The organism is Pseudonocardia hydrocarbonoxydans, from assembly GCF_006539565.1.
Classification (GTDB): Bacteria; Actinomycetota; Actinomycetes; order Mycobacteriales; family Pseudonocardiaceae; genus Pseudonocardia; species Pseudonocardia hydrocarbonoxydans.
Genome location: NZ_BJNG01000015.1, coordinates 64,770 through 87,242, shown reverse-complemented (window position 1 = coordinate 87,242; position 22,473 = coordinate 64,770). Strand labels below are relative to the sequence as shown.

The following is a 22,473-nucleotide window of genomic DNA, read 5'->3' as shown; positions in this document are numbered from 1 at the left end:
TGCGACGATGGGCGCCGCGTCGCTCGGGACTGCAGCCCACCGGGAGCCGGCGCCTGAGCGCAGCGGGGCCCCAGCCCGGTGCGACGTGCCGTACCCGACCGGCCAGGGGGGCGACCCGCCGTCATGACCTCACCCGACACGAGACGCCCGACGGCCCCGCTGTCCTCCGCCCTGGTCACCGGCCCGACCCCGATCGTCTTCGCCGGGTGCAGCCTGATCGCCGGGGCGCCGGAGTGCGACTGCCCCGCCCGCGCCCCGCACCTCGACGACGCCGCCGTCGAGGCCCGCGCCCGCGGCATGTTCGTCTGGCAGCAGAAGGCCCCGCCCGCCGGCCGGGCCGCCGCCCGCCGCGGCATCGACGGATTGCTCGCCCACGCCCGCGGCCGGGGACCGTCCGCGCTGGTCGCCGAGCTGCTGCGGATGTCGGTGCTGCTGCGGATCATGGAGGAGGACACCGCGCACCTCGTCGAGATCGACGCCCTGCTGCGCGCCTACGGCGAGCTGGCCGAGATCAGCGGCGACGTGTGCTGGCTCGCCGAGGTCGCCGTGCTGCGCGCGCACCGGGCCGTCATCTTCGACCACGGCGACGCCGCGCTGCCCGACACCGCCGCGGCACTGGCGATCCTCGCCGACGTCGCCGATCCCGGGCCCGGCCCCGACGGTCTCGCCCGCACGCAGCGGATGTCGCGCACCCTCAACGGGCTGCTGCTGGTGTTGCTCAAGCTCGGCGCCCACGAGCTGGCCGACGAGGTGTCGCAGCGGGCACTGGCCGTCGCCGAGTCCGGCAGCGGGCCCATCGACCGGCTGATCCACCAGCTCAACCGGGTGCGGCTGCAGCTGTCGTGGGCGCTGCGCCTGGAGCGCGGCGGGCGGGAGGCCGCGGCCGCCACCCGGTTCGTCGCCGCCGCGCAGATCGCGCACATCGCCGCCCGGCTCTGGACCGACGCCCGCGACCGGCACCTCGGCGGCGGGCTGCCCCCGGTCGAGGAGTGCATCGTGGTGGGCACCGCGTACGCGATGCAGCACCCCGGCCCGCAGCACCTCGCCCGGCTCGCCGACCTGGGCCGCATGGCCTTCCTCGTCGACGACCGCATCCTGCTCGCCATCGCCGCGGCGCGCTGCCACATGACCGCCGGCCGCGCGCACGACGCCGTGCGCGCGCTGGAGCCGCTGCGCGCCGAGCTGTCCGGCCGCGACGGGCCCGAGCCGCTGCTCGCGCTGGCCCTGCACCGCGAGTTCGCCCTCGTCGAGGGGGCCGCCCGCGGCGGCGTACCCCGCTCCCCCGGCCTGGAGCACTACGCGGCGGCGCTGGAGGAGGAGCTGTGGGCGCTGCGCGAGGCCCGGTTGCTCGCGCTGCGCAGCCACTCCGAGCACCACCGCCTCGCCCGCGAGCACGGCGCCGTCGCCGCGCAGGCCCTGCAGGACCCGCTCACCGGGCTGCCCAACCGCCGCGCGCTCGACATGCGCCTGGCCGAGGAGGTCGCGTCCCCCACCAGCCAGCCGTGCGCGGTGGCGCTGGTCGACCTCGACCGATTCAAGGACGTCAACGACGCCCGCTCGCACGCCGCGGGCGACCGCGTGCTGCGCGCCGTCGCCTCCTGCCTGCGCACCGCGCTGCGGGCCCCCGACATGGTCGCGCGCTACGGCGGCGACGAGTTCGTCGTCGTCATGCCGGCCACCGCGCTGCCCGTGGCGCGCGCCGCGCTGGTCCGCGCCGCCGACGCCGTCGCCGCGCTGCCCGAGGACGTCGCCGCGGGCGTCACCATGTCGGTGGGGGTGGTGCGCGCCCCGCTCGACGTCGACCCGTCCGCGGCGCTGGCCGGGGCCGACGCCGCGATGTACCGGGCCAAGCACCAGGGCGGCAACCGCGTCGTCATCGGCACGGTGCCCACCGGCGACATCCCGGCCGGCCCGGTCGAGCGCACCGGCCGGCTGCGGCGGGTCATGTCGCAGGTCCACTCGGGAGCGCCCGGCCACCGCACGGCCGGGCGCTGAGCCGGGCTCAGGCCAGCCGCGTCATGTCCACGCTGACGTCGAGGGCGGCGGCGGTGCCCCCGGAGTAGATGCCCTTGAGCGGCGGCACGTCGGAGTAGTCGCGCCCGACCGCGACCCAGACGTGCCGGTGGCCGATCTCGATGTCGTTGGTCGGGTCGTAGCCCCACCAGCCGCCGGTCCAGGCCTCGATCCAGGCGTGGCTCTCCCCCGTCACGGTCTGCCGGATCTCGGTCTCCGCGCGCGGCAGCAGGTACCCCGACACGTAGCGCGCCGGGACGCCCATCTCGCGCACCAGCAGCAGCGTGAGGTGCGCGAAGTCCTGGCAGACGCCCTTGCGCGTCTCCCACGCCTCCACCGCGTTGGTGTGCACGCCCGTCGTGCCCGCCTGGTAGGTCAGGTGCTCGCGCACCCAGCGGCAGGCGGCCAGCACCGCGTCGGCGGGGTCCTTGCCGCGCTTGAGCGCCTTCGCCGCGCGGGACAGGTCGCGGTTGCGCACCACGTAGTCGGTGAACTCGAGGGTCTCGGTGAACCGGTCGCGGATCGGCTCGGAGGCCAGCTCCTCCCAGGTGGCGGACCGGGCGGGGGCCAGCGCGTCGGCCGTCTCCACCACCGACGTGGCCGTCACGGCCAGCTCGGTGTGCGGGGCGTGCAGGTCGAACGCGGTGACGGTGGTGCCCCAGTAGTCGGCGTAGCGGTAGGACCGCGTCGGGGGCACCGTCTCCACCCGGCTGACGATCACGTTCTGCCGGTTGTCGCTGCGCGGGGTGAGCCGCACCTCGTTGTAGGACTCGTGGACGGGAGCGGCGTAGCGGTAGCCCGTCTCGTGCACCACGCGGATCCGCCAGCCCATCAGGACACCTCCGGTGCGGTCCACGCGACCCAGGGGGCGGCGTGGAAGTACTGCAGCGACACGGCCTCGCCGACGTCGCGGATGGTCTCCTGCAGACCCATGAGCTGGGCGGGCAGGTCGTCGAGGAGCTCCTCGGGGCGCAGGAACTCCAGCTCCGAGCGGGCCCGGCCGAGCAGGCGCAGGGCCTCGGCCTTCGCCCCGATCCGGGCGGTGGGGCGGTTGTCCAGGTCGACCAGGCAGGTCTCGGCCTGGCGCAGCGCGTGGAACACCGACCGCGGGAACAGCTTGTCCATCAGCAGGAACTGCACCACGCGGCTGGCGTCCAGGGCGCCGCGGTAGGTGCGCAGGTAGGTGTCGGCGGCGCCCGCGCTGCGCAGCACCGTCAGCCAGCCCGGTGACGACATGCGGTCCGACACCCGCGACAGCAGCAGCCGCACCACCATGTCGACGCGCTCGACGGAGCGGCCGAGCAGGTAGAACCGCCAGCTGTCGTCGCGGCTCATCGTCGAGGCGGCGAGCCCGGAGAACATCGCCGCGCGGTCCTCGACGTAGGAGAAGAACGCGTGCGGACCGACCCAGCGGGCGTAGCGCTGGCGCTCGGGCAGCGCGTTCCAGGTGGCGTTGAGGCACTCCCACATCTCGGAGCTGACGACCTCGCGCGCGCCGCGGGCGTTCTCCCGCGCACTGGACACCGACGCCACGATCGAGCCCGCCTGGTCCGGGGAGTAGCCGACCAGCTCGGTGAGCGACCACGCGTCGAGCGGGTCGCCCTGCGGCGCCTCCACCCCGAGCACGGCGAGCAGCGTGCGCGCGGTGGTGTCGGCGTCGACGGTGGCGTCCTCCAGCAGCTGGTGCACCGAGACGTCGAGGATCCGGGCGGTGTCGTCGGCGCGCTCGACGTAGCGGCCGATCCAGTACAGCGACTCGGCGTTCCTGGCCAGCACTACGCATCCCCGCCCTGCTGCTGTTGCTGCTGTTGCTGCTGGCCGATCGTCAGCTCCGGCCCGTGCTCGGCGGCGGGCGACCCGGCGGGCGAGGCCACCGCGAGGCCGCGCTGGCCCAGCTCGCGCTCGGCCTCCGGCGAGCGCTGCGCGGCGAGCACCCAGGTGTCCTTGCTGCCCCCGCCCTGGCTGGAGTTGACGACCAGGCTCCCCTTCGGCAGCGCGACGCGGGTGAGCCCGCCCGGGAGCACGAACACCCCGTCGCCGTCGTTGACGGCGAAGGGCCGCAGGTCGACGTGACGCGGCACCAGCCGGTCGTCGACCTTGGTCGGGACCGTGGAGAGCTGGACGACCGGCTGGGCGATCCACCCCCGCGGGTCGGCGCGGATCTCCTTGCGCGCGGCGGCGAGCTGCGTGCGGGAGGCGTTGGGGCCGAAGAGGATCCCGTACCCGCCGGAGCCCTCGACGGGCTTGAGCACCAGCTCGTCGAGGCGGTCGAGCACGTGCGCGCACTCGTCGTCGAGCCAGCAGCGGAAGGTGTCGACGTTGGGCAGCAACGGCTTCTCGCCCAGGTAGTAGGAGATCATCTCCGGGACGTAGGTGTAGACGAGCTTGTCGTCGCCCACGCCGTTGCCCACCGCGTTGGCGATCACCACGTTGCCCGCGCGCGCGGCGTTCAGCACCCCGGCGACGCCGAGCACCGAGCGTGGGTTGAACTGCAGCGGGTCGAGGAACTCGTCGTCGATGCGCCGGTAGATGACGTCGACCTGCTGCTCGCCCTCGGTCGTACGCATGTAGACGACGTTGTCGCGGCAGAACAGGTCGCGCCCCTCGACGAGCTCGACGCCCATCTGCCGGGCCAGCAGCGAGTGCTCGAAGTAGGCGGAGTTGAACACCCCGGGGGTGAGCACGACGACCGTCGGGTCGGCCTCGTTGGCCGCCGCCGCCGAGCGCAGGGCGCGCAGCAGGTGCGTGGAGTAGTCGCCGACCGCGCGCACCCGCTGGCGGCTGAACAGGTCGGGGAACACCCGCGCCATCGTGCGGCGGTTCTCCATGACGTAGGACACACCCGAGGGGTTGCGCAGGTTGTCCTCCAGCACCCGGAACGTGCCGCCCTCGTCGCGCACCAGGTCGATCCCGGCGACGTGGATGCGCACCCCGTTGGGCGGGTTCAGCCCGTGCGCGGCGCGGTGGTAGTGCTCGCAGCTGGTGATCAGCCGCCGGGGCAGCACCTCGTCGCGGACGATCTCGGCGTCGCCGTAGATGTCGGCGAGGAAGGCCTCCAGGGCCTGCACCCGCTGCACGATCCCCTTCTGCAGCCGCGACCACTCCGCCGCGCTGATCACGCGCGGCACGATGTCGAGCGGGAACGGGCGCTCCTGGCCCGACAGCGAGAACGTGATGCCCTGGTCGACGTAGGCGCGGTCGAGCGCCTCGGACCGCACCGCGAGGTCGGCGGCGGCGGTGGGCGCGATCGCGTCGTGCAGGGCGCGGTAGTGCGACCGCACCCGGCCGTCGGCGTGGAACATCTCGTCGAACGCCCCGGCGTAGGGCCGGTCGGGTTCGAGGTAGCCGTCGAACAGCGCGGAACCGTCCCCGGTCGGGGCCGGCTCGGGGCGCCGGCGCTCGGGTGCTCGGGTCACCGGACGGATCTTGCCGGGGTGCGCATCAGTCACGGTCCTCCTTGCAGCGATCACGTGGTGCGACCGACGGGGGTCATCCTCGCCCAGCGCGGTGGGCCGGGCCAGTTCGCCGTGCTACGTCCCGGTAACGCGGCACGTAGTGTCCCCGGCGTGGACGCGCGCAGCGGGTGGATCACGGTGGCCGCGGCGTTCACCTCGATGGCGGTGGTGTTCGCGGTCGCCTACAGCTTCGGGGCGTTCTTCACGCCGATGGCCCGGGAGTTCGGCACCGGCAGCGGCGCCACGTCGGTCGTCTTCGGGGTCACGGCGTTCGCCTGGTTCCTGCTGGGGTCGGTCAGCGGCCGCGCGGTCGACCGGTTCGGGCCGCGGCCGGTGCTGCTGGTGGCCGCCGTGGCGCTGACCGCCGGGCTCCTCGTCACGGCGACGGTGGAGCGGCTGTGGGTCGGGTACCTGTCCTACGGCCTCGGGGTCGGCGTCGCCGTGGCCTGCGGGTACGTGCCGATGGTGGCCGTGGTCGGCGCCTGGTTCGTGCGGCGCAGGGCGATCGCGCTGGCCGTCGCCGTGTCCGGGATCGGGGTCGGGACGCTCGTCGGGGCCCCGCTGGCCGCCGCACTGATCGACGCCGTGGGCTGGCGGCAGACCCACGTGCTCTTCGGCATCGCCGGCGGGGCGCTGCTCGTGGCCTGCGCCTTCGTGGTGCGCCGCCCGCCCGCGCCGACCGGCGCCCCGTCGCTGCCGGTCGGGGAGCTCGTGCGCACCGTCGCGTTCCGCTCGATGTACGGCGCCACGCTGCTGTCCTCGCTGGCGCTGTTCGTGCCGTTCGTGTTCCTGCCCGCCACCGCCCTCGCGACGGGGGCGACACCGGTGGCCGCGGCCGCGCTCGTGGGCGTCATCGGGATCGCGAGCGTGGCCGGGCGGCTCGCGATGGGCGCCGTCGCCGAGCGGCTGGGGCGGATCCGGACGTTCCAGGCGTGCTTCGCGGTGCTCGGCGCGAGCTTCGCGATCTGGTTCGCGGCCGGGTCCTACCCCGTCCTGGCGCTCTTCGCCGTCGTGCTCGGCGTCGGCTACGGGGGCTGGATCGCGCTGCAGCCCGCCGTCATCGCCGAGCTGTTCGGGCTGCGCGGGCTCGGCGGCGTGGTCGGGCTCGTCTACACCTCGGGCGGGATCGGGGCGCTGCTCGGCGCGCCCGTGGCCGGCCTGCTCGTCGACGCCACCGGCGGGTACGGGTGGGCGATCGCGTTCGCCGGCGTCTGCGGCGTGGGGTCGTTCCTCGCCCTGCTGCCGCTGGGCCGGGCCGATGTCGTGGTCGCCGGGACCCGGCTGTAGCATGGTCCGTCGAACGCCCGGCGTGTTGCGCGATCACCACCGCCTGGGCCTCCCGGAAGACACCAGCGGCAGGAAGAACCGAGGCACAACGCGTGGCCAACATCAAGTCCCAGATCAAGCGGGTCAAGACCAACGAGAAGGCGCGGCAGCGCAACAAGTCGGTCAAGTCCGCCGTCCGCACCGCGATCCGCCGCTTCCGCGAGGCTTCGGCCGCCGGCGACACCGAGAAGGCCGTCGAGCTGCAGCGCGCCGCGGCCAAGGCCCTGGACAAGGCGGCCAGCAAGGGCGTCATCCACAAGAACCAGGCCGCCAACCGCAAGTCGGCGATGGCCAAGCAGGTCTCGGCCTAGCACCACGCGCTCCGCAACGGCGTCGCCCCCGCACACCACGGGGTCGGCGCCGTTCTGCGTGCCGGGGTCCTGCGTGCCGGCGTCCTGCGTGCCGGGCCTCAGCGGCGCTCGCGGGCCGCGCAGATGCCCGACAGCGCGCGCTCCAGCGCGTAGCCCGCGTCGGCGGCGGCGCCCTTGACCTCGGCGTTGAGCGTGGCGACCGTGGCGAAGGCCACGGCCAGGCCCTCCGGGCTCCAGCCCCGCACCTGCTGCTGGGCGCGGCGGACCTTGCCCGGCGGCATCCCGAGCGCGCCGGCGAGCCGGTTCGGGTCGCCCCGCCCCGCCGCCCCCACCCGGGCCAGGGTGCGCAGGCCCGAGGCCAGTGCGTCGGCGATGACGACCGCGGGCACGCCGAGCGACTCGGCCCAGCGCAGCGCCTCCAGCGCCCCGGCGCGGTCGCCCGCCACGGCGAGGTCGGAGATGTCCCAGCCGTACACCTCCGCCCGGCCGCGGTGGTAGCGCCGCACCGCGGCGTCGTCGATCCGGCCGCCGGTGTCGGCGACGAGCTGGCCCACCGAGGCCGCCAGCTCCCTCAGGTCCGACCCCACGGCGTCGACCAGGACCTCGGCCGTGCCGGCGGACAGCGTGGCGCCCAGCCGCTTCACCTCGGCCCGCACCCACGCCACCCGCTCGTTGGGCCAGCGCACCTGGGGGCAGGTGACGACGTCGGCCCCGACCGAGCGCAGCGCCTCGACCAGCGCCTTGTTGCGGGCCCCGCCGGCGTGGGTGACGACCAGCGTGACGCCCTCGGCGACGTCGGCTGCCTGCTCGGCCACCGCCGTCGCCAGGTCCTTGCCCGCCTCGTGCGCCGACGTGACGACCACCAGGCGCGCCTCGGCGAACAGCGACGGGCTCAGCGCGTCGGCCAGTGCGGCGGGCGTCAGGTCGGTGGCGCGGTGGCGGCGCAGCTCGGCCCCGGGCTCGCCCGCGCGCACCTCGTCGGCGACGGCCTGGACCGCCCGCTCGACGAGCAGCTCCTCCTCGCCGAGGACGAGCCGGACCGGTGCGGGAGCCACGCCCGCCATCGTCGCGCACGGTCCCGACAATCCGTGACCCGGCTCCCAGATGCCGGACAGGACTTGGGATCGGCACTCCGGTGTCGTACCGTCGAGGCCACAACTGAACATGGCTCATCCAGAGGGGCAGAGGGAACGGCCCGTTGAAGCCCCGGCAACCGGCGAGACACGTCTTCTGAGCGCGTGCTCGATCACGGTGCCAATTCCGACCCGCATGTCGCGGGGAAGATGAGGAGTTCTTCAATGACGCTGCTTGCCGACGTCACCACGCCCACCTCCACGTTCGACCTGGGGCCCGCGCGCGCCCTGTCCTGTCGGGAGTGCGGCCACCAGATCCCGCTCGCCGCCGAGTTCGCGTGCCCCCAGTGCTTCGGCCCCCTCGAGATCGCCTACGAGTTCGGTGACGTCACCCGCGCCTCCATCGAGGCCGGCCCCCGTTCCATCTGGCGCTACCGCAGCCTGCTGCCCGTGCCGTCGACGGTGCAGGAGCACCCCAACACCGAGCCCGGCCTCACCCGCCTGATCAAGGCCGACCGCCTGGGCGCCGCACTGGGCATCCGCAACCTGTGGGTCAAGGACGACACCGGCAACCCGACGCACTCGTTCAAGGACCGCGTCGTGGCCGTGGCGCTGGCCGCCGCCCGCGAGCTCGGCTTCACCGTGCTGTGCTGCCCCTCCACCGGCAACCTCGCGAACGCCGTGGCCGCCGCCGCGGCGCGCGCCGGATGGGACTCCGTGGTCCTGATCCCGAAGTCGCTGGAGCAGGCCAAGGTCCTCACCACCGCCGTGTACGACGGCACGCTGCTCGCCGTCGACGGCAACTACGACGACGTCAACCGGCTGGCCACCGAGCTCGCCGCCGAGCACGAGGACTGGGCGTTCGTCAACGTCAACGTGCGGCCCTACTACGCCGAGGGCTCCAAGACGCTGGGCTACGAGGTGGCCGAGCAGCTGGGCTGGCGGCTGCCCGAGCAGATCGTGGTGCCGGTGGCGTCGGGGTCGCAGCTGACGAAGGTCGACAAGGGCTTCCAGGAGTTCGGCTCCCTCGGGCTCGTGGAGCCCACCCCCTACGCGGTGTTCGGCGCCCAGGCCACCGGCTGCTCGCCCGTGGCGAAGGCGTTCGACGACGGTCACGACTGGATCCAGCCGGTGCGGCCGGACACCATCGCCCGCTCGCTCGCGATCGGCAACCCCGCCGACGGCCCCTACGTCCTCGACGCGGTGCGCCGCACCGGCGGCGCGGTCGGGCACGTCAGCGACGAGGAGGTCGTGGAGGGCATCCGGCTGCTCGCCCGCACCGAGGGCGTGTTCGCCGAGACCGCGGGCGGGGTCACCGTGGCCACCACCCGCAAGCTCCTCGCCGAGGGCAAGCTCGACCCCGACGCCGAGACCGTCCTGCTGATCACCGGCGACGGCCTCAAGACCCTCGACGCCGTGGCCGGCCACATCGGCCCGACCGCCACCGTGCCCTCCACGAGCGCGGCGGTGCGCGAGGCCCTCGCCGGCCGCTGAGGCCCGGCCCGCCGGCCCGGCGACGCCGGGCCGGCAGCGGGTCGCCGCGGTGGACCAGCTCGTCGGTGACGAGCACGGCGACGTCGCCCGAGCGGTCGGTGCGGGCCACCACGACCCCGGCGCGTTCCAGCCCGCCGACGAGCCCGGGGTCGGGGTGCCGGTAGGTGTTGCCCAGCCCGACGCTGACCAGCACCGCGCGCGGGGCGACGGCGTTGAGGAACTCCACGCTGGTGTAGCGGCTGCCGTGGTGCGGCATCTTCAGCACGTCGGCCCGCAGGTCGACCCCCGACGACACGAGGTCGGCCTGGGCGGCCAGCTCGATGTCGCCGCTGAGCAGCACCGTGCCGCCCGGGGTGGTGGCACGCAGCACCAGCGACCCGTCGTTGACCGCGGTGCCGTCGTCGGGGTCGGGCGCCGGGTCCGGCTCGCGCGGACCCAGGACGTCGAGCGCGAGGCCGGGCCACTCCAGGCGCTGCCCGGCGGCCAGTGCCACGACCGGCACGCCGCGCCCCGCCGTCACCCGCGCCACGGCGGCGAGCCCGCCGTCGGGGACGCGCACCGGGCCGACGGCCACGCCGCCCGCGGAGCGCCCGCGCAGCGCGCCGTCGAGGCCGCCGATGTGGTCGGCGTGCAGGTGGCTCAGCACCACCAGCGCGAGGCTGCGCACCCCGAGACGGTCGAGGCAGGCGTCGACGGGGCCGGTGTCGGGGCCCGCGTCGACGAGCACCGCCCGGCCCGGATCCCCGGTGGCCAGCACGATCGCGTCGCCCTGGCCGACGTCGCAGGCCACCACCGTCCAGTCCGCGGGTGGCCAGCCCGGAGGCACGACCCGGGTCGGCACCAGCACCAGCGCGAGCCCCAGCAGCACCGCCACCAGCAGCGCCCGCCCCCGGCGGGCCCGCCAGCACAGCACGAGCACGGCGAGCACGAGGGTGAGCAGCAGCCCGCCCGGCACACCGTCGGGCCAGGGCAGGGCGGCGTCGGGCACCGCGGCGGACCGGTCGGCGACCTCCACCAGCCAGGCCACGGCGGGCCAGGCCAGCCACGCGCAGACCTGGGCCGCCACGGGGCTGAGAGGCGAGACCAGCGCGGCCAGCACCCCCAGCACCGTCGCGGGCGCGACGGCCGGCACCGCGAGCAGGTTGGCCAGCACCGCGACCGGCGCGACCTGCCCGGACAGCCCCGCGATCACCGGGGCGGTGGCCAGGAAGGCCGCCGCGGGCACGACGAGCGCCTCCGCGGCCCACCTCGGCGCCCCCCGGCGGCGCAGCCCGGCCGCCCACCCGGGGGCGACGAGCACGAGGGCGCCGGTGGCCAGTACCGACAACGCGAACCCGGGGTCGACGGCGAGGGCGGGGTCGGCCAGCACCAGCACCAGCACCGCGACGGCGAGCGCGGGCACCGCCGACCGGCCGCGGCCCAGCGCGAGCGCCAGCAGCACCACCGCCCCCATCGCCGCGGCCCGCACCACGCTCGGTGAGGGCCGGGCCAGCACGACGAACCCGAGCACCGCCGCCCCGCCGGCCAGAGCCGCCCACCGCGGGTCGGACCGGGCCAGGCGCGCCAGTGCGAGCACCGCGCCCGCCACGATGGCGAGGTTGGCCCCGGACACCGCCGTGAGGTGGGTGAGCCCGGAGGCCCGGAAGTCGTCCTCGACCTCGGTGGGCAGCCGGGTCGTGTCGCCCACCGCGAGGCCGGGCAGCAGGCCGCCGGGCGCGGCCGGGAGCACCGCGGCGGCGTCGCGGAGGCCCGCGCGCAGCACCCCGGCCCCGGTCTGCCACCAGGGCGGCGCCGCCACCGCGGCGGGCGCGCCCCGCACGCGCAGCACGGCGACGGTGAGGTCGCTGCGCCCGGCCGGGGCGAGCAGACCCTGCGCGGTGAGCTCCTGGCCCGGCAGCAGGCCCGCCCAGCCGTCGGCGGGTGCGATCAGCAGCACCCGGCCGCCGGTGCGCCAGCCGCTCCCGGCCGCCTCGGCGTGCACCAGCCCGGCCTCGACGAGCACCTGCGCGGCACCGGGCACCGCCGCCCGGATGCGTCGCGGGTCGTCGGTGGCGACCACCCGCAGCGTCGCCGCCGCCCCGGCCTCCGCCGCCGCGCGCAGCGGGTGCTGGGCCACGTGCACGCCGTGCGCGGCGACGACGAGGCCGGCCGCGGCCGCGCACGCCGCGGCGGCGAGCAGCACCGGCGACCGGCGCAGCGCCCCGACCAGCGCGGCCGCGGCGGCGAACCCGGCCACCACCGACGCCGCCACGGGACCGAGACCCAGCCCGACCAGCACGGCCGCCCACGCGGCGAGCGCCGCGGGCACCAGCCGCAGGTCGGGCGGGCGGCCCGGGGGCTCGGGGGTGCTCACACCGCCACCAGGTCGCGGAGCTGGGCGAACCGTCGCTCCCCGATCCCCTCGATCTCGCGCAGCTGCTCGACGCGGGTGAACCGCCCGTTGCGCTCGCGCCACTCCAGGATCCGCGCCGCGGTGACGGGCCCGACGCCGGGCAGCGCGTCGAGCTGGGCCTCGGTGGCGGTGTTGAGGTCGACCGGGCCGCCCGCCGCCGCGGCCGGGCCGCCCGCGGGCGCGGCGTCCGGCGCGGCCGGCACCCCGACGGCGATCTGCTCGCCGTCGACGACGCGGCGGGCCAGGTTGAGCGCGGACAGGTCGGTGCCGGGCAGCGCTCCGCCGGCGGCCTCCAGGGCGTCGGCGACGCGGGAGCCGTCGGGCAGCTCGATCAGACCCGGCCGCGCGACCTTCCCCGACACGCTGAGCACCAGCGGCCCGGCCGGGACGGGCTCGTCGGGCCGGGTGGGCGTGGCGGCCCCGGTCGGGTCGGTGACCACGACCGCGGGCAGCGCCGCCACCGGCTCGGCCCGCGGCCGGTCCAGCCACACCCCGACGGCGGCGACCACCGCGGCCAGCGCCGCGACCAGCGCCAGCGCCGTCGCGCCCGGTCGCCCCGGGTCGATCCGCGCCCCCCGCCAGGCCGCGGGCAGCACGGCGGCGACGGCCCGGGCCCGCAGGCCGGGTCGCTCGCCCGGCGCGACCGGAGCGCCCGGCGCGACCGGGGCGACGATCGGCAGCGGCACGGTCGGCGGGTCGGGATCGGGGTCCGGCCCGGGCGGCTCCCGGAGCACCGGCGGCCAGGCACCCGCCGGCGGCATGCGCTCGGGACGGCCCGGGGTCGCGAGCGCCGCGGCCAACCGGCCGGCGGAGGGTTCGCGTCTGGCCACGCCCCGACGCTAGGTCCGCCGGGGCCGGTCGGAGCGGCGAGTCTGCAGGCTGTGGACGCCCGGCGCGCGAGGTGCACAACCCGCGCCCACGGGCGCCGGACCGTCACTCTCGCGTGGCAGGATGGCCGCCGCCGCGGCCGGCGGTCAGGCGCCCGGCGGCGTCCGCTGGGGCACCACGACCACGCCCAGCACCCCGAGCCCCACGTGCGCACCGATCACGGCACCGACCTCCGAGACCAGCAGCCGGGCGACGGCCGGCACCCGCTCCCGCAGCCGCGCCGCCACCTCCTCGGCGCGGGCGGCGGCGCCGAGGTGGTGCACCGCCAGGTCGACGGGCCCGTCCCCGGCCGCCCGCACCGCCAGGTCGACGAGCCGCTGCGCCGCGCGGGCCGTCGTCCGCACCTTCTCCAGCGGAACGATCCGGCCCTGGACGACGTGCAGCAACGGCTTGACGGCGAGCGCGGTGCCCAGGAACGCGGCCGCCGCGCCGATGCGGCCGCCGCGGCGGAGCCGGTCGAGGGTGTCGACGGAGAAGAACACCCGGCACCGCGCGGCGACGTCGGCCGCGGCGGCCTCGACCTCCGCCCCGGACCGCCCGGCCTCCGCGGCGTCGACGGCGGCCAGTACCGCGTAGCCCAGGCCCATCGCCGCCGCCCGGGAGTCGACGACGCGGACGCGGTCGGCGCCGACCTCCTCGGCCGCGATCCGCGCCGCCTCCCAGGTGCCCGACAGCTCACGCGACAGGTGCACCGACACCACCGACCGCGCGCCCGCGTCGAGGGCCTCGCGGTAGCAGGCGGCGAACTGGGCCGGGGTGGGGCGGGAGGTCTGCACGTCGACGCGGTGGTCGGCCAGCGCCGCGGACAGCGCGGCGGTGTCGATGTCGATGCCCTCACGGCCGCTGCGGGCGCCGAGCCGAACCTCCAGCGGCACCACCCGGACACCGCGTTGCACCGCCACGCCGGGCGGGAGGTAGGCGGTGGAGTCGGTCACCACGGCGGTCGGGCGGGAAACGGACACCACCGGACACTAGGCCACACGGGGCCGGACGGCGTCCGCGCAGGCCCGGCCGACCGCGGCGTGGGCTTCCCACCCCCAGTGCATGCCGTCGGGGTTGCCGTGACCGCCCAGAACGTGGTCGCCGACCAGGGCCCGCAGGTCCAGCAGCTCCACCCCGGCGGGCGCGGCCCACGCCCGGATCGCACGCTCCGCGGCGGCGCGGCCGGGGTGCACGGGGCCGTAGACGGCGGCGCGGTGCACCGGGGGCACCGCGGCGACGACCGGGATGCCGGGGCGGATCGCGAGCACGGCCTCCCGGCACCGCTCCAGGTAGGACACGGTGAGCCGCGGCGGCAGCGCGACCGGGCCGCCGCCGGGCAGCGTGCGGGCGAAGGCCTGGGCCAGCCGCGGCTGGGCCCGCAGGTAGCCCGCACGGACGCGGCGGCGCAGGGAGTCGGGGCGCAGCACGGGGATCAGCTCGCGCAGCGCCGTCGGCAGCGGGGAGGGCAGGGTGTCCATGCCGCCGACGCCGAGCACCAGCGCGTCGGCGTGCGGCAGCAGCGTCCACACGCGCGGGTCGGAGATCAGCGCGTGCCAGGCGTGCCTCGCCGTCCACCCGATGCCGGCGACGAGGTCGGCGCGGCCGCCGAGCGCGGCCGCGGCCACGTTGGGCCACAGGCGCGGCTCGTCGGCGGGCTCGGCGCGGCGCGGGCCGTGGAAGCTCAGCGAGTCGCCGAACACCAGCAGCCGCGGTCCGGTCACCCCTCGGTGCCCACGTTGTAGCCGACCAGGCGCCAGCGCGGGTGGTCGGCACGGCGGGCGAGCGCGGCCCAGCGGCAGTTGCCGATGCCCCCGATCGCGGGCCACGCCTCGATCGGCATCGCGAGCAGCCCGCACACCAGCCCGGCGATCATCCCGCCGTGCGCGACCAGCACCGCCGTCGAGGACTCCGAGCCGTCGGCCATCGCGTCGTCGAGCTCGTCGACGACGGGGGTGGAGCGGCGCACGACCTCGATCCGCGACTCGCCACCCGGCGGCGCCCAGTTCGGGTCCTGGCGCCAGACGGCGATCGCGCCGGGCCAGCGCGCCTCGATCTCGGGGACGGTGCGGCCCTGCCACTCGCCCAGGTGGGTCTCGCGCAGCCGGGGGTCGATCTCGACCGACACCCCGCACGCGGACGCCACGACCGCGGCGGTGTCGGCGGCGCGCCGCAGGTCGGAGCTGATCAGCCGCGCGGGCTTGAGCCGGGCGACCTCGGGGGCCACGACGGCGGCCTGGGCGAACCCCTCCGCGGTGAGGTGCGAGTCGTGGTGGCCCTGCATCCGCCCGGTGGCGTTGTGGTCGGTCTGCCCGTGCCGCAGGAGCACGAGCTGGCGCAGGGTCACTCCGACCCGGCGGCCGGCGGCGGGCCGGCCGCCTCCGCGAACTCGATCCGCGGGCAGTCCTTCCACAGCCGGTCGAGCCCGTAGAAGCCGCGCTCCTCGGTGTGCTGGACGTGCACCACGACGTCGACGAAGTCCAGCAGCACCCAGCGGCCCTCGCGCGTGCCCTCGCGGCGGGTGGGCTTGGCGCCGTGGAGCCGCAGCTTCTCCTCGACCTCGTCGACGATCGCCTGCACCTGCCGCTCGTTGGGCGCCGAGGCGATGACGAAGCAGTCGGTGATCACGAGCTGCTCGGACACGTCGAGCACGACGATGTCCTGCGCGAGCTTGTCGGCGGCGGCGGCCACGGCCACGCGGGCCATGTCGAGCGCCTGGTCGGTGGCGGTCACCCGGTCCCCTCTCCTGCGGGTGGTCCCACCCGGCCTAGGCCTCCAGTGTCCCAGGCGGGCCCGGGACCCCGGGACCCGCCTGGGAGGCGCCGTCGACGGGGCCGCGGGCGTCAGACGTGGCCGACGAGCGCGGAGATCCGCTCGCGGAACACCCGGAGCAGCTCGTCGCGCTGTGCGGTGTCCATGCCGGTGGGCCGCACCTCGTCGCGCCAGCGGTAGTCCTCCAGCCAGGTCGCGACGGGCAGCGACTCCCAGCGCAGACCGCCGGTGCCGACGAAGGAACGCAGCGCGTCGATGCTCTGCGCGGTCGGCGACGACCCGCCGGGCCCGTGCGTGGCCGCCAGCTCGGGCAGCTCGGGGGCGTAGAGGTCGCTCTTGGCCAGCGCCAGCACCAGCCAGCGGGGGCGGCGGTGCGCGGAGATCGCCATCTTGAGGTGGGTGAGCGTCTCCTCCAGCTCGGCCTGCTCCTGCATCCGGTGCTGGGCCAGCAGATCGTCGAGCGAGAGCGCCGCGGTGGCCGGCTCGGCACCGTCGTCGCGGCGGCTGCGGAAGCCGTTGGCGACGACGTGCACCACGCCCACGACGGGCTCGGTGTGCAGCAGCCGCGCCAGCGACGCGTACCGCACCCCGCCCTCGCCGTGGCCGGGCACGACCCGGAACCGCACGCCCCGGCCGCGCCAGAGCGGCTGGTCGATGTGCTCCTCCTGCTCCGAGCGCGCCGCCGACGGCGTGTAGCTGCGCAGCCGCGCGCGCTGCAGGTGCTGGGCCAGCACCGTCTTGCCCGATCCCGCGGCGCCCGTCACCACGACCAGCGGGAACCGCTTCCCGCGTGCCTCGGTGACGGCGCCGATCGCGTCGCGGCCCGCCTCCGCGGCGAGCTTCGCGATCCCCGCCGCGGCCCCGATCACCGCTCCCCCTGGCCTGGTCACCTGCGTCTCACCCCTTCTCCCGGTAGAGCCTGCGCTTCGCGATGTACTGCACCACACCGTCGGGTACCAGGTACCAGACCGGGTGCCCCTCCGCGACGCGGCGCCGGCAGTCGGTCGACGAGATGGCCATCGCGGGCACCTCGACGAGGCTCACCGAACCGTCGGGCAGGTGGTCGTCCTCCAGCGCGTAGCCGGGGCGCGTGACGCCGACGAAGTGCGCGAGGGCGAACAGGTCCTCGACGTCGCGCCAGGACAGGATCGCGCCGAGCGCGTCCGCGCCGGTGATGAAGAACAGCGACGCGTCGGGCATCGCCGCGTGCAGGTCGGTGAGCGTGTCCTTGGTGTAGGTGGGGCCGCCGCGGTCGATGTCGACGCGGCTCACGGTGAACCGCGGGTTGGACGCGGTGGCGACCACCGTCATCAGGTACCGCTCCTCCGGCGCGCTGACCGGGCGCCCGTCCTTCTGCCACGGCTGGCCGGTGGGCACGAAGACGACCTCGTCGAGGCCGAACCGGTCGGCGACCTCGCTGGCGGCCACCAGGTGGCCGTGGTGGATCGGGTCGAACGTCCCGCCCATCACACCGATCTTCCGCTGCACCGTCGCAGGGTAATCAGCGCAGGTGGGCGTGCCGGAACTGGATGCTGATCCGCGGGCCGGCACCCGCGGACCGCGGGACGGCGTGCTGCCAGGTGCGCTGGCAGGTGCCGCCCATGACCAGCAGGTCGCCCGGCCCGGGCAGGAACCCGACCGACGCCCCGCCGCCGTGGGGCCGCAGCCGGAACGGCCGGACCGCACCGAGGGACACCAGCGCCACGGTCGCGCAGCGCATCTCGCGGGCCACCCGGTCGCCGTGCCAGGCGACGGCGTCGGAGCCGTCGCGGTAGAGGTTGACCCCGATCTGGGTGAACGCGACGCCGTAGCGCTCCCCCAGCCGCCCGGCCATCGCGCGCAGCGGGTCCGGGGCGTCGGCGGCCGCCCAGCGGTGCGTCAGCCGCGGCTCGGGAAGCACCCGGTCGTACATCCGGACCTGCCGCTGCGGCCCCCACGGGGTACCGGACAGCAGCTCGGCGAACAGCGCGTCGGCCCCGTGGCACCAGCCGGGCGCGTGGTCGACCCAGGCCCCGCGGGACAGCGCGTGGCGGCGCAGGCCGTGGAACCCGGCGTCGACCTCGACGACGGGCCCGTCGAGGAGCGAGGGCTGCCAGGCCAGATCCACCCGCTCCACGCTACCCGACATCGAACATGGGTTCGACCACGAATTGTCCGGGGGCTGCGCCTACCCTCGCGTCCGTGACGCGGAACCGGCTCACCGTCCCGGTGTGGGTGGACGAGTGGCAGTACGCCTGCTGCGGTGCGGCGTTCGGCGTCGGCGACCGGGTGTCGTGGACCCTCGGCCCCGCCGACCGGGCGTTCCTCGCCCCGCTGCTCGGTCCGCACCTGCCCGGCTGGACCGCGGACCTGCCCGACCGCGGCACCGTGCCGGCGGGCGACGGCGGGGAGGTCGTCGTCGCCGGGGAGGGCGACCTGTCCGTCCTGCTGCCCGGCGCCGACCCCGCCGCGGCCCGGCACCCGGTCGGCCTGCTCGCCGAGGACCGGCACGGCGGGTTCGGCGCGACCGGCCCGTCGACGCCGGGGTGGGTGCGCACGATCCGGGTCGTGCGCCGCGGCACGGAACCGGTCCCGGTGCGGTCCTCGACCGACGACCCCGCCGGTGCGGGGTTCCTCGTCGAGCTCGACGTCCGGTACTGAGCCCCGCGCAGCGGGTTCAGGAGCGGGCGGGACCGTGGTCGTGCGGGGCGAGCCCGCCGTCGCCGGAACCGGGCGGGCCCGCGGGGCCGCCGGTGGCGACCAGCGGGCCGCTCGCCAGCGTGAAGGTGGCGTGGGCGACGGCGTCGGTGTTCTCGTCGAGCACGCCGACGTCGACGTTGTCGTAGGTGTCGCAGGCCGCGTGGTAGCAGGGGTCGTAGGCGCTGCCGGCCTCCCCGCCGAAGGTCCGCGCCTGCTCCGGCGACTTGACGTCCTCCGCCCCGGTGAACAGGCCACCGGCCGGGATGCCGGCCTCGATGAACGGTCCGTAGTCGGAGCGGCCGTCGAAGTCGGTGCCCTCGTAGGCCAGCCCGCGGGCGGCGTAGAAGGCCTCGAAGACGTCCTCGATCGCGGCGGAGCCGTCCGGGCCCGCCGGGGCGCCGACGGCGTCGGAGTCGTCGCCGTCGTAGACGAAGCGCACCGGGTTGGGCGAGCCGACCATGTCGAAGTTGAGGTAGGCCTCGATGCGTCGCGCCTCCGCGGCGGGCAGGGTCGCGACGTAGTCGGCGGCGCCGAGCAGCCCCAGCTCCTCCGCGCCCCACCAGGCGAACCGCACCGTCCGCTCCGTCGACGCGGCGGCCATCCGCTGCGCGACGGCGAGGACCGCGCCGGTGCCGCTGCCGTTGTCGTTGATGCCGGGGCCCTCGGGCACCGAGTCCAGGTGGGCGCCGACCATCAGCACGCCCTCGCCCGAGCCGCCGGTGGTCTCGGCGAACACGGTGGTCGACGAGCGGGTCTCGCTGACGGTGTCGGTCGACAGCGTCACCTCGGCGCCGTCCAGCTCGTCGGCGAGTGCGGACGCGGCGCCGACGACCGGGATCGCGGCGGGCGCACCGAGGGTGCCCTGCAGCACGCCGGTGGTCTCCGGCGTGTCCCCGGCGTTGACGATCACCGCCCCGCTCGCGCCCGCGTCCGCCGCGTTGGCCGCCTTGACCCCGAACGGGCAGGTGCCGCGCTGCAGCAGGGCCACCGCGCCGTCGGGGAAGTCGTCGAAGTCCTCGGGCTCGCAGCCGCTGGTGGACGACCCCGCGGGCGGCAGCTGGAGATCGACGGGCACCGCGGTGCCGCTCGCGTCGCCACTGCCGGAGAAGGCCATCGTCGCGAAGTCGGTGCCGGGTACGTACTCCTGCCCGTCGCGGGCCAGCGACTCGCCGCGCACCTCGAAGAACGGGAACTCGAAGTCCTGCGTGGTGACGGTGAGCCCGGCCGCGCGGGCCTGCTCGGCGACGTAGGCGACCGAGGCGTCGTAGCCGGGCGTGCCGGACGCGCGGGTGCCGCCGTGGGCGTCGGCGACGTCCTGCAGTGCCCGCTGGTGCGCGCGCACGTCCTCGACGGTGACGCACCCGACGAGGGCCGCGGCGTCGGCGGGCGCGGCGGCGTCGCAGCCCGGCTCGGACGCGACGATCGCCACCACCGACGCGGTGAGCCCGACGAGCGCGGTCACGGCGATCGAGGTCGCCCGGATACCCATGGGGGGCGACCCTGCCGACCGGGGTCCGGGCCGTCAAATCCGGATCATCAGACCGGGAGCAGGGCCTCCACGACCGCGGCGAGCTGGGCCGCCGTGCGGCACTCGTGCATGGGGACGACGTCGGCGTAGCGCAGCGCGGCGGAGTCGCCGCTGCCCCACTGGCGCCTCGGCTCGGGGTTGAGCCAGTGCGCGTGCCGCGCGGCCCCGACCAGCCGCCGCAGCACGGTGAGGTTGGGGTCGCGGTAGTTGGTGCGGGCGTCGCCGAGGATCAGCAGCGACGTCTTCGAGGTGATCGCCTCGCCCCAGTGCTCGGCGAAGCCGCCCAGCGAGCTGCCGTAGTCGCTGTGGCCGTCGAAGGCGACGAGCTCGGCCTCGCGCAGGACCCGCGCCATGACCCCGGACAGCTCCGCCCCGGGCTCGAACAGGTGCGTGACCTCGTCGGCGCGCTCGACGAAGGCGAACACCCGCACCTTGGAGAACTGCTCGCGCAGCGCCTGGACCAGCAGCAACGTGAAGTGGCTGAACCCGGCGACGGACCCGGAGACGTCGCAGAGCACCACCAGCTCCGGGCGGCCGGGACGGCGGGTGCGGAACGCCGGGCGCATCGGCACGCCACCGGTGGACATCGAGCGGCGCAGCGTGCGGCGCATGTCGAGGGTGCCCCGCCGCGCGTGCCTGCGGCGGACCGCGAGCCGCGAGGCCAGCCGCCGGGCCAGCGGGTGCACGGTGCGGCGCAGCGCGGCGAGCTGCTCGGCGTGGGCGGAGAGGAACTCCACCTGCTCGGCCTGCTTGGGCACCGCCGTGCGCGCCACCTGCTCGCGCCCGCGCGTCTCCGCCGTGCGACGGCGCACCTCGTCGGTGATCATCTTCCGGAACGCGGCGATGCGGTCGCGGATCTCGCGGCGCAGCACCTCGTCGGCGAAGGCGCCGCCGACGTCGCCGCCGGCGCGCAGCTCGTCGAGGATCCGGGCCAGCAGCGTCTCCGGCGAGAGCATCCGCAGCGCCTGGTAGGCCGACCAGCTGGGCTGCCCGCCCGCGCCCCGGATGCCCTGACCCCGGGCGCCGGAGTTGCCCAGCGCGTCGACGACGGCGCGCGCGAGCTCGGCGAGCGCGTCGGTGTCGCCGTCGCGCAGCAGGTCGGCCAGGACGTCGCGCAGCGCGTCGACGTCGACCGGGCCGTCCTCGCTGTCGTCGACGCGCGGCACCTCCACCTCCCCGGTGCCCGCGCCCAGCGCGGCCGGGAAGTACAGCTCGAACAGCGTGTCGAACGCCTGGCGCTGCCCCGAGCGGCGCAGCAGCGCGGCGGCGAGCCCCTCGCGCAGGTGCTCGCGGTACATCAGGTCGAGCGCGCCGAGCACGCGCGCGGCGTCGACGGTCTCCCCCGGCCCGACGGACACGCCGTGCCGGCGCAGCGCGGCCACGAAGTCGACCAGGTGGCCGGGCAGGCCGTGGTCGTGCGCCACGCGCACCGCGGTGTCCATCCCGTCATCCTGCCCCGGCTGCGGGCCGGGGGCCAGGCCGGGCGCCCGCCCCGGCGGCCAGCGCGGCCGCGAGGAACCGCAGCTCGCGGTGCATGGTCTCCTGCCCGTCGTCGGCGTGCCGGGCGACGGCGTGCCGGTGGCTGACGGCCGAGGCGAGCAGCCGCGCGGCGCTGTCGACGTCGGCGGGCGGGGCTCCGGCGGGACGGGCCGCGGCGACGACGTCCCCGATCAGCGCGACCAGCCGGTCGAAGCGCACCTCCAGCTCGGCGAGCACCGCCGGGTGCGTGTCGGCCTCGCGCCAGAGCAGGTGCGAGAGCACGGCAGAGGCGTCCAGCGCCCGGTCCAGGGCGTCGACGAGGCGGTGCAGGCTCGCCGCGACGTCGCCGACCACCACCACCTGCGCCGGGTCGACGGTGTCGGCGGGCAGGTGCTCGACGAGCGCGGCGAGCAGGTCGGGCTTGCGGCGGAAGTAGTAGTGCACGAGCCCCTTCGGGACCCCGGCCCGCTCCGCGATGCGGGAGGTGGGTGTGGCGTCGAACCCGTCGCGGGCGAACAGCTCCTCGGCCGCGGCCAGTATCCGCTCGCGGGCCCCTGCCTCCTCCGTCACGCGCCCATCCTGACGCCCGGCACGGCCGCGGCGCACCTCCGCCACGGCCGTACCGGGATCGGGATCAGTGCTGCCCGGCCAGCCCGCGGTGCTCCGCGTTGGCGGCGGGCAGGGCGGCGAGCCCCGCGCCGACGACCAGCACGCCGGCCACCCAGGACGTCCACGCCGCACCGGTGAACGCCGTGTAGGCGAACACCCAGGGCGAGATGAACAGCAGCACGCCCAGCACCACGTGCACGTACTCGCTGACGGCCGAGCCCGGTTGCGCCAGCGACCACAGCGCCGCGGCGGCGACCAGCACGCCGAACACGACCAGCGTCCACAGCGCGGCGGTGCTCGTCGCCACCACGATCGGCGTCAGCGCCGTGAGCACGCCGATCACCAGCGCCGCCCAGTCCTGCCACCGCTGCCATGACCTCGGGGTCATCGCGATCACCTTCCCTCGTGAGGATGCCTCCGTTCTACGCCTGACTGGCCGCCCGGTCAACACGTCTCCACGGGATCTCCACATCGG

At 76.2% G+C, this 22,473-nt stretch carries 22 protein-coding genes and 1 riboswitch; of the genes, 5 read left to right on the top strand and 17 right to left on the bottom strand.

The window, feature by feature from the left end:
- Positions 1–123: 123 nt before the first annotated feature.
- Positions 124–1,995, top strand: coding sequence for a GGDEF domain-containing protein (locus PHY01_RS08730; RefSeq protein WP_141278045.1), 1,872 nt, complete (start codon positions 124–126; stop codon positions 1,993–1,995).
- 7 nt (positions 1,996–2,002) lie between these two features.
- Here PHY01_RS08730 and PHY01_RS08725 read toward each other — a convergent pair whose 3' ends face one another.
- The 3 genes from PHY01_RS08725 to PHY01_RS08715 are packed head-to-tail and all read right to left on the bottom strand — an operon-like array spanning position 2,003 to position 5,429.
- Positions 2,003–2,845: a transglutaminase family protein gene (locus tag PHY01_RS08725; protein ID WP_141278044.1), complete on the bottom strand. Its 843-nt coding sequence runs from the start codon at positions 2,843–2,845 to the stop codon at positions 2,003–2,005.
- Positions 2,845–3,789 (bottom strand): alpha-E domain-containing protein, encoded by a 945-nt coding sequence (locus PHY01_RS08720; protein ID WP_141278043.1) that lies wholly within the window; start codon positions 3,787–3,789, stop codon positions 2,845–2,847. Before PHY01_RS08720 ends, PHY01_RS08725 begins: the two co-directional genes overlap by 1 nt.
- A complete protein-coding gene (locus PHY01_RS08715) occupies positions 3,789–5,429 on the bottom strand; it encodes a circularly permuted type 2 ATP-grasp protein (RefSeq protein WP_246085787.1) in 1,641 nt (546 codons plus the stop codon). The genes PHY01_RS08720 and PHY01_RS08715 overlap by 1 nt, the downstream gene beginning before the upstream one ends.
- A gap of 150 nt (positions 5,430–5,579) precedes the next feature.
- Here PHY01_RS08715 and PHY01_RS08710 point away from each other — a divergent pair, with 150 nt between their 5' ends.
- On the top strand, positions 5,580–6,755 hold the full coding sequence (locus tag PHY01_RS08710) for an MFS transporter (protein WP_141278042.1): 1,176 nt from the start codon (positions 5,580–5,582) through the stop codon (positions 6,753–6,755).
- 92 nt (positions 6,756–6,847) lie between these two features.
- Entirely contained in the window at positions 6,848–7,105 is a 258-nt protein-coding gene (rpsT, locus tag PHY01_RS08705; RefSeq protein ID WP_141278041.1) for a 30S ribosomal protein S20, read from the top strand.
- A 98-nt stretch (positions 7,106–7,203) separates the two neighbouring features.
- Here rpsT and holA read toward each other — a convergent pair whose 3' ends face one another.
- Positions 7,204–8,169, bottom strand: coding sequence for a DNA polymerase III subunit delta (gene holA, locus PHY01_RS08700; RefSeq protein ID WP_141278040.1), 966 nt, complete (start codon positions 8,167–8,169; stop codon positions 7,204–7,206).
- 102 nt (positions 8,170–8,271) lie between these two features.
- Positions 8,272–8,395, top strand: a riboswitch (SAM riboswitch).
- Positions 8,396–8,403: 8 nt separating this feature from the next.
- Between holA and thrC the strand changes: the two genes are divergently transcribed.
- Entirely contained in the window at positions 8,404–9,672 is a 1,269-nt protein-coding gene (gene thrC, locus PHY01_RS08695; RefSeq protein ID WP_141278039.1) for a threonine synthase, read from the top strand.
- Here thrC and PHY01_RS08690 read toward each other — a convergent pair.
- The 9 genes from PHY01_RS08690 to PHY01_RS08650 form a co-directional block, all read right to left on the bottom strand.
- Positions 9,578–12,025: a ComEC/Rec2 family competence protein gene (locus PHY01_RS08690; protein ID WP_141278038.1), complete on the bottom strand. Its 2,448-nt coding sequence runs from the start codon at positions 12,023–12,025 to the stop codon at positions 9,578–9,580. The genes thrC and PHY01_RS08690 overlap by 95 nt on opposite strands.
- On the bottom strand, positions 12,022–12,894 hold the full coding sequence (locus PHY01_RS08685; protein WP_370467345.1) for a ComEA family DNA-binding protein: 873 nt from the start codon (positions 12,892–12,894) through the stop codon (positions 12,022–12,024). Before PHY01_RS08685 ends, PHY01_RS08690 begins: the two co-directional genes overlap by 4 nt.
- Before the next feature lie 144 nt (positions 12,895–13,038).
- Complete coding sequence (locus tag PHY01_RS08680) at positions 13,039–13,914, bottom strand: DegV family protein (RefSeq protein ID WP_141278037.1); 876 nt, start codon at positions 13,912–13,914, stop codon at positions 13,039–13,041.
- A 9-nt stretch (positions 13,915–13,923) separates the two neighbouring features.
- Positions 13,924–14,655, bottom strand: a complete 732-nt coding sequence (gene octT, locus PHY01_RS08675) for a diglucosylglycerate octanoyltransferase (RefSeq protein WP_141278036.1) — start codon at positions 14,653–14,655, stop codon at positions 13,924–13,926.
- Positions 14,652–15,278 (bottom strand): histidine phosphatase family protein, encoded by a 627-nt coding sequence (locus PHY01_RS08670; RefSeq protein WP_141278035.1) that lies wholly within the window; start codon positions 15,276–15,278, stop codon positions 14,652–14,654. The genes octT and PHY01_RS08670 overlap by 4 nt, the downstream gene beginning before the upstream one ends.
- The gene (gene rsfS, locus PHY01_RS08665; protein WP_141278034.1) at positions 15,275–15,664 is read right to left on the bottom strand and encodes a ribosome silencing factor; all 390 of its coding nucleotides are present in this window, start codon (positions 15,662–15,664) and stop codon (positions 15,275–15,277) included. Before rsfS ends, PHY01_RS08670 begins: the two co-directional genes overlap by 4 nt.
- A 110-nt stretch (positions 15,665–15,774) precedes the next feature.
- Positions 15,775–16,593 carry an ATP-binding protein gene (locus PHY01_RS08660; RefSeq protein WP_141278033.1) on the bottom strand — a complete coding sequence of 273 codons (819 nt, stop codon included), beginning with the start codon at positions 16,591–16,593 and terminating at the stop codon, positions 15,775–15,777.
- A 7-nt stretch (positions 16,594–16,600) separates the two neighbouring features.
- Positions 16,601–17,191 carry a nicotinate-nucleotide adenylyltransferase gene (gene nadD / locus PHY01_RS08655; RefSeq protein WP_141278032.1) on the bottom strand — a complete coding sequence of 197 codons (591 nt, stop codon included), beginning with the start codon at positions 17,189–17,191 and terminating at the stop codon, positions 16,601–16,603.
- 13 nt (positions 17,192–17,204) lie between these two features.
- The gene (locus PHY01_RS08650; protein WP_246085785.1) at positions 17,205–17,810 is read right to left on the bottom strand and encodes an alpha-ketoglutarate-dependent dioxygenase AlkB; all 606 of its coding nucleotides are present in this window, start codon (positions 17,808–17,810) and stop codon (positions 17,205–17,207) included.
- 74 nt (positions 17,811–17,884) lie between these two features.
- Between PHY01_RS08650 and PHY01_RS08645 the strand changes: the two genes are divergently transcribed.
- Positions 17,885–18,343, top strand: coding sequence for a DUF6578 domain-containing protein (locus tag PHY01_RS08645; protein ID WP_141278030.1), 459 nt, complete (start codon positions 17,885–17,887; stop codon positions 18,341–18,343).
- A 16-nt stretch (positions 18,344–18,359) separates the two neighbouring features.
- Here the strand turns inward: PHY01_RS08645 and PHY01_RS08640 are convergent, their stop codons facing one another.
- The 4 genes from PHY01_RS08640 to PHY01_RS08625 form a co-directional block, all read right to left on the bottom strand.
- Positions 18,360–19,871 carry a M28 family peptidase gene (locus tag PHY01_RS08640; protein WP_141278029.1) on the bottom strand — a complete coding sequence of 504 codons (1,512 nt, stop codon included), beginning with the start codon at positions 19,869–19,871 and terminating at the stop codon, positions 18,360–18,362.
- Positions 19,872–19,918: 47 nt separating this feature from the next.
- Positions 19,919–21,352, bottom strand: a complete 1,434-nt coding sequence (locus PHY01_RS08635) for a vWA domain-containing protein (RefSeq protein ID WP_141278028.1) — start codon at positions 21,350–21,352, stop codon at positions 19,919–19,921.
- Between the two features lie 4 nt (positions 21,353–21,356).
- Entirely contained in the window at positions 21,357–21,959 is a 603-nt protein-coding gene (locus tag PHY01_RS08630) for a TetR/AcrR family transcriptional regulator (RefSeq protein WP_141278027.1), read from the bottom strand.
- Between the two features lie 64 nt (positions 21,960–22,023).
- On the bottom strand, positions 22,024–22,386 hold the full coding sequence (locus tag PHY01_RS08625; protein WP_174824095.1) for an SPW repeat domain-containing protein: 363 nt from the start codon (positions 22,384–22,386) through the stop codon (positions 22,024–22,026).
- Between the last annotated feature and the right edge of the window lie 87 nt (positions 22,387–22,473).

What these genes read in the sequence shown, in the direction of transcription:
- thrC (WP_141278039.1), top strand. Translation starts at nt 8,404, where the DNA reads ATGACGCTGCTTGCCGACGTCACCACGCCCACCTCCACGTTCGACCTG.
- PHY01_RS08625 (WP_174824095.1), bottom strand. Translation starts at nt 22,386, where the DNA reads ATGACCCCGAGGTCATGGCAGCGGTGGCAGGACTGGGCGGCGCTGGTG.
- PHY01_RS08725 (WP_141278044.1), bottom strand. Translation starts at nt 2,845, where the DNA reads ATGGGCTGGCGGATCCGCGTGGTGCACGAGACGGGCTACCGCTACGCC.
- PHY01_RS08635 (WP_141278028.1), bottom strand. Translation starts at nt 21,352, where the DNA reads ATGGACACCGCGGTGCGCGTGGCGCACGACCACGGCCTGCCCGGCCAC.
- holA (WP_141278040.1), bottom strand. Translation starts at nt 8,169, where the DNA reads ATGGCGGGCGTGGCTCCCGCACCGGTCCGGCTCGTCCTCGGCGAGGAG.
- PHY01_RS08730 (WP_141278045.1), top strand. Translation starts at nt 124, where the DNA reads ATGACCTCACCCGACACGAGACGCCCGACGGCCCCGCTGTCCTCCGCC.
- PHY01_RS08640 (WP_141278029.1), bottom strand. Translation starts at nt 19,871, where the DNA reads ATGGGTATCCGGGCGACCTCGATCGCCGTGACCGCGCTCGTCGGGCTC.